We start from the raw sequence: 4,338 nt of genomic DNA on the forward strand, positions 1-4,338 counted from the left end.
AATCTGAAACCAGATGGACCCGAGTCTTCCTTAGATCAGACCGCCCGCTGCCCCAAAAACTCTGACAACGGACAGTCCATCACCTAAGGGGTCTCCGAGCTGATGCCTTTTTCAGGGGCGATACACGGGCGTCGGGTCACTCATCGAACAGCACCAGGACTCCAACCACCAGCCCGAAGATGACTACAGGGATCAGAAGCGACAGGAGATTCTCAAGATCCATGCTCCCCTCCTTCTATGAGATCATCTCATAAGCTAGAATAGATGGAAGAAGCACTTGGTTGGATGAACATGCCCTTTTACCTTGCGCATAACTGTCGGGGGCAAGATCAAGAGCGTCGCTAAAGTCAGCAATGTGGCGGGAGACGAGCAGAATACCTTTTAGTTCTTAGCGCCAATATGTGGGTATCCCTGAGTGGCCAGGAGCAAGGCTGTTCAATTATGAAGCCGCCGTCGTCCCTATTGGTGCGATCCGGCAAGAGTGTCATGGCCGCTCTTCGCGCTCCACCATTACGCCACCCTTTGGCCGTCCACCCACGGAGTCACTCGGTCGCGCCCTTGATCATCAACACGCCACAACAGATAAGAACAAGGTTCTACCGGCAACCGCCTCATAGGTAGGACGCCGACCAGTCAGCTGACCCGGCGACGAGGCGAGAGTGCGACTATCATCCGCTCTTTCGATCAAGTTGCTAAGCACATCAAAGCGATGATCCTGAAGGCTACAGGGAGACCTCGCCACAATCAGGAGCGCCCCCGCGCGTCTGAGACACTCAACCAGATATTGTCAGGACAATGAGGAGAGAACCTGATTACCCCTTTGACCTGACGCTTCCCGCGCCCTCCCTCTGAAGCGCAGTGCCTCCCTAGTCCCAAGCAATCCCCAGCAGGACAGCAATCAGCATCGCAAGAGCACCCACACCAACAGTGAGCACTAGCGGCACGATGATGGATCTCAGATCACCGTTGGTCATTGATCCCTCCTGATCAACAACCCCTGAGTTAACGCGGGGGACGTCATCGAAGGTCCTGTCCTCCTCCAATCCCGTCGCCAACTTGGAGGTTGTCCTAGGAAGAGGAAAAGTACAGGCCGAAAAAGAACCCCAGTAGGGAAGCTGGAGCTCCCGGAGAGAAATCATGAAGAGTATAGTCCATGTACCTAGACGGAGCTTGCTTTTGCTGCGGAAGTTGAAGCTCTGGAACATGTAGTTCCCAAGGGTCGACATCTCCCCATACTTGCCGCCCAGGAGTTCCTGGAGGGCCGCAGCGGCGTTGGGGTCCTGACACTTCGGCGCTGGCAGATCGACCTGAAGTTTATCGACACGTAGGAACATGGAAGACCCTTCTTAAGGGTAAGGTCAGGAAACTGACCAGCGACCGTCCGGTTCTTCCGTGGCTAGCCTTTGAGATGCTGCCGGGCTGCTTCGTATGTCGGCCCCCGATCAGACACAGTCCGGAAGGGAGAGCCACACTGCATCGAAAGGAGTAGCTGGCTCGGCCGCGAAAGTGTTGATGGTGGACGGTCACATTCGGGTTAAGGACATTCTTTGATCATGGTCGTGCAAAGGTCCGCTTCACTCTCCTTTTGCAGAAGCACGGCTCAGGTCGGCCCCGTGCCGGTTTCAGACAATGAGAGATCAAAAGCAGCGCCGGGATCAGTCAGGCAGACGACCAGAAATAAGGTATTCCCGCAGTAGAGGATCGGCAGATAGTGAAACCGGGTGCCCCATGGTACATTCGCAGATCTGAAGAGTGATCGAATTGACGGTCTGGCCGTGTGTTAAAAGGCCCGCTCGCCGGCGGCGTTCCAGGGCACCTAACATCCATTTGCCGGCTTAACGCCCACTACCTTGCAGGAGATTGGCGATGACCAAAACTGTGACATCCTTGTTCCAGAGCGAGCCGCACGCAACAGCCGCCGCGAGGCACTTGGAGCAGGCAGGAATCCCAAAAGCTGGGATCGACATTTGGTCTACCCCTCACAATCTGGCCCCTCGTCTGGAGGATGCGGGGGTGTCACGAGCTGATGCATATGCGTATGTGGAGGGTGTACTCCGCGGCGGAACCTTGGTCATTGTGAGCTGCAGCGAGGATGAAGTTGCTCAGGCTGTCAGTATTCTTGATCAGGAGGGTGTGCTGGATCTCGACGAGCAGCAAACCTCCTGGCGCTCTGAGGGGCGGCAGGAAAATACCACCGAACACCTAGCCGACAGTCTTAACAGGGGCTCGGACCTGACTGGTGCTAATCCCGACGTGGCCGGCGCTAACCGGCCAGACCCGATGAGCCATGGCCGCATCCGTGTCCAACCCAGCAAGATGGAGCGCCCAGTCCAGAAGTAGGTGCGCCATTGAAGCTGTCGGAGGGCAACGCCTGAAGGGCATATCATAAACCCATGCTGTCCGGTAAAGCTCCCAGGCCGCTGCGGACAGCCCCCAACGCTCCAGCTTGGCTTCGGGTTTGTCTCCTGCAAACTGAAAGAGCCTATGCTGTTCAGAGCTGTCGTGGCCGTTTTTCTCATCATGATCACCCAGGCTGCCGTGGCGCAGCCCTTGCCGCCATGGCCCAGCGATGCGCTCGCCCCCACCGAACGTCTTCCCCGCAGTCGCAGGCTGCGCCCGGCCAACCGGCGGACACACCATCACCTGCCCTGAGGACAGACACTTCCTTGGCCTACCTCAAGGCTGCCGGCTTCGAGATCGAGCTGGCGGAGCCACAGCAAGTGTGGCTTGAGCTCTGCTGGAGCGAGACGCCAGTGCAGCTCAAGGCCGTGCCAATTTCAACAAGACACGAGGCAGCAGTCCAGCTTACCGACGAGCCCATCCTGGCCTGCCGCTTCGCAGGTTCGCTGGATCGGGGCTTGGTCGCGCCCCTGATCGCCGGCACAAAGCAAACCGAGCTGACGGCGGTCCGCACCGGGGATAAGGGGAAACAGCCGGAGGGCATTGGTGCGCGGACATCCGCACCAAGCCCGGCAACGGGTTGGACTACTCAACTCACTGCGCAATCCTGCCGCCTAACGCTGCGGTGATCTTTGCGCTACCCTTTAGTCTCGGTGTTGATCGCATCCGGCCCTTTTCCATAAAGCGCCTTATTGGACTTACGCGCTCCACGGGTCGTATTGTTTGGTGCTCAACGTCCGCTCTCCAAAGGGGGCAACATAAGCAAGCGTCAGTCTGATCATTTGCGCCATCCCCGGGTCAAGGCCATCGAACTGTTCAAGCCGGTCCGCATTTGCCCTGAGTTGGTCTATGGTGTGGATGTTCTCTCGTCGCAGCACCTCCCAGGCGATGGTGGGCAAGTAGAGACCCTCAATGGGTCCTGCGCAGGTGTCATAAAAGTGGGTCATGGGAAGCTCCAGAGCCTTGTAGGCGGGAGCATGCTCATCTCTCAGCCGTCGGCGCCTGGATCATTTCTACCGGCGGTAGCACAACATACGCCCCCAAAGGGAGCACTTCCAGTCGTTTCACAAAGCGTTTTATCGGAACTATGTAGTGTCAGCGATGACGCTGCATGCAGTCCTGAACAGACCGCGGCATGACCTCACGCGACTTATCGTGTTGCGTCCCATAGACAATCGTGGCCCCCTCCCGACATGCGTGCCGCTGCGCTTCTTGCTCGGGAGTACGCTAGAGCAACGCGTCCGTCATGTGATCATGATGCGCTCTGAGAAGTGACGCAGAAACAATTAGATAGCAGCAACGCACTGGCTCCGTCAGAAGCGCCCTTGCTTTAGCGCTCCCCCAGGTTCGACCGCGCGTCGGCCAAGCTCGGAACGAGAGCAAGCACGATGATACAAATGGCACGTCGAGCCATGTTTGTCTTCAGAGATGGATCGGAAGAAATCTGGGATGGGGATGTTCGACCCACCTGTGTACGCACCCCAGTTCCATACACGGCCTTCTGCGAAGTTCTGACCCTCATTCGTGCGGTTCTGGATCAACGCAACTGTCATCCAGAAGGTTGTGAAAGCTGATCCGAACTTTGCCGATGTGGCGGGTTGGGTCGGCCGCTGCTCCAAGGCCGACAAGGACATTCATTTCGCCTACGAGGCATTCAGCCTGGTCAGCCAGTCTGAGCTGGACTTGGCGATGTCGCACCCGCGCTTCGAAGTCGTTGAGAAGGAACAGGATCTCTCGGTCCACGTCCACGTCGATGCGGCCGAAGCGCTTCCCATCCGGGCCTGTCGCGATCTCGATGCCCTCCAGCAGGTGAGAGAACTCTGCCGGCCATTCAACGATGGGGTTTTGTGTCAACGGCATAGGCAACACGATCCTTGAACGGTCCTGCGATAAGCAAGGCTTCAATGAACTCAATAGAAGGCTGCCCTTAGCAGTTCC

General features: G+C 57.4%; 4 protein-coding genes and 1 pseudogene. 2 read left to right on the top strand and 3 right to left on the bottom strand.

Annotated elements, in window-relative coordinates; all coding sequences use genetic code 11:
• Positions 1 to 1,163: 1,163 nt before the first annotated feature.
• A pseudogene (locus JKG68_RS31205) lies at positions 1,164 to 1,334 on the bottom strand (manganese catalase family protein); the annotation flags it as partial.
• Between the two features lie 1,150 nt (positions 1,335 to 2,484).
• Between JKG68_RS31205 and JKG68_RS31210 the strand changes: the two are divergent.
• A complete protein-coding gene (locus tag JKG68_RS31210; RefSeq protein ID WP_202066208.1) occupies positions 2,485 to 2,652 on the top strand; it encodes a hypothetical protein in 168 nt (55 codons plus the stop codon).
• Positions 2,653 to 2,666: 14 nt separating this feature from the next.
• Complete coding sequence (locus JKG68_RS31215; protein WP_202066210.1) at positions 2,667 to 3,029, top strand: hypothetical protein; 363 nt, start codon at positions 2,667 to 2,669, stop codon at positions 3,027 to 3,029.
• Positions 3,030 to 3,098: 69 nt separating this feature from the next.
• On the opposite strand, the gene JKG68_RS31220 is transcribed toward JKG68_RS31215, so the two are convergent.
• The gene (locus tag JKG68_RS31220) at positions 3,099 to 3,347 is read right to left on the bottom strand and encodes a hypothetical protein (RefSeq protein WP_202066212.1); all 249 of its coding nucleotides are present in this window, start codon (positions 3,345 to 3,347) and stop codon (positions 3,099 to 3,101) included.
• A gap of 571 nt (positions 3,348 to 3,918) precedes the next feature.
• Positions 3,919 to 4,338, bottom strand: a 420-nt coding sequence (locus JKG68_RS31225) for a hypothetical protein (protein WP_202066214.1), incomplete at its 5' end; no start/stop codon positions are given.

The sequence above is a fragment of the Microvirga aerilata genome, from assembly GCF_016743775.1.
Lineage (GTDB): Bacteria > Pseudomonadota > Alphaproteobacteria > Rhizobiales > Beijerinckiaceae > Microvirga > Microvirga aerilata.

Bases quoted from the DNA above. Each gene is read 5' to 3' on its own strand.
- JKG68_RS31210 (WP_202066208.1), top strand. From the start codon at position 2,485: ATGCTGTTCAGAGCTGTCGTGGCCGTTTTTCTCATCATGATCACCCAG.
- JKG68_RS31220 (WP_202066212.1), bottom strand. From the start codon at position 3,347: ATGACCCACTTTTATGACACCTGCGCAGGACCCATTGAGGGTCTCTAC.